This is a genomic window from Acinetobacter sp. V2 (assembly GCF_001188385.1).
Taxonomy (GTDB): Bacteria; Pseudomonadota; Gammaproteobacteria; order Pseudomonadales; family Moraxellaceae; genus Acinetobacter; species Acinetobacter oleivorans.
In genome coordinates this window covers 519067-520481 of sequence record NZ_JZFB01000001.1, presented here as the reverse complement: position 1 = coordinate 520481, position 1415 = coordinate 519067, and the positions used below count along the sequence as shown (strand labels likewise).

Here is a 1415-nt window from a genome sequence, read left to right as displayed (position 1 = left end):
GTCGTTTGAACATCTTGATCATCATTATTGTTACAAGCTGCAAGTAATAATGATGCTGCGAGCACAGTCGTTTTAAATAAAATATTCATAAGTCAGATGAGTGATTAATAAGAAATGCCAATAGCTTAATTTTTAGCAATGACAGTTCTATTACAATCACTCAAATATCTTTTATAAAAATAATAACTTACATGTGTAGAGAAATATAAGGTTGCTATCTCAACATGAAAGTTAATTGACCATCTGTTTCAGAAAATTCGAATGAATATAATTTCCCAAGCTCTGCCGACATTTTTAGTAAATCATCTAAATGTTGTTGCGTGGCTAAACAAGCTAATAGCTTAATCACACCACCGTGGGTAACAACCAATCCATGTTGCCAGTTTTGGTTTTGCATCTGTACAAGTAGTTCCTGAAAGCCTTTAAGAACTCTTGTTTGAAATTGCATTAATGTTTCTGCACGCGGTGGACAATATTGACTCGGTTTTTGCCAAAAATTTGCCAATAATTCTGGTGAAGTTTCATAAATTTGCTGAGTTGAGACACCTTCCCACTCACCAAAATACATTTCTTTTAAGTCATGGTTTAAAAGTAAAGGTAGCTGAGTTGTCTTTGCAAGTTTCTCAGCAAAACAAGCACAACGTTTTAATGATGAACTTATAATGACATCCCATGACTGATTTGCAACTTGCTCAATGGTTGACTGCATCTGCTGCCAACCTTCTGCCGTTAACTCATCATCCAAATGTCCTCGTAAAGTATGGCTATATTGACTCTCGCCATGTCTGAGTAAATCGATTCTGAATTTACCCAATTTTATCCCCGCTTACGGCAGCTTGAGCAAAAGTAGCCATTTGGTTGTGTAATACACATGCCATTTTAACTAATGACAAAGCAGTACCTGCACCACTCCCTTCACCTAACCGCAAATTCATTTTTAAAATCGGCTCAGCATTGAGTTCTTGTAAAATACGGCGGTGACCATATTCAGCCGATTGATGGCCAAATAACATCCAGTCACGTACTTTAGGGTTCATTCGTACCGCGCATAAAGCAGCTACTGAACTAATAAAACCATCTACAATGATAGGTAAACCAATCTGTGCACATCGAATATAAGCACCTACAATTGCCGCAATTTCCAATCCACCAACTGCACACAATGTTTTAAACGCATCACCAGTAACATGTTTATGATGAAGTTCAATTGCTTGTTCAATTACTTCAATTTTATGTCTTAACTGATCGGCACCAATTCCTGTCCCTACCCCAGTTAATTGCTCGGCAGTATCATTTAATAAAAGGCATGCTAAGGCAGAAGCAGAACAGGTATTTCCAATTCCCATTTCACCGGCAATATAAATATCCGCGCCGTCGGCTTTAGCCGTGTCTACACTATTTTTACCTAACTCTAA

Annotated in this window: 2 protein-coding genes and 1 pseudogene; all 3 read right to left on the bottom strand. The window is 37.6% G+C overall.

Annotation, left to right across the window (positions count from 1 at the left end; all coding sequences use genetic code 11):
- Positions 1 to 89 (bottom strand): annotated as a pseudogene (locus UC75_RS19855) (hypothetical protein); the annotation flags it as partial.
- 125 nt (positions 90 to 214) lie between these two features.
- Positions 215 to 814: a histidine phosphatase family protein gene (locus UC75_RS02410; RefSeq protein ID WP_049836551.1), complete on the bottom strand. Its 600-nt coding sequence runs from the start codon at positions 812 to 814 to the stop codon at positions 215 to 217.
- On the bottom strand, positions 807 to 1415 hold a 609-nt coding region (locus tag UC75_RS19850; protein ID WP_228137031.1), incomplete at its 5' end, for a nicotinate-nucleotide--dimethylbenzimidazole phosphoribosyltransferase. The genes UC75_RS19850 and UC75_RS02410, both read right to left, overlap by 8 nt.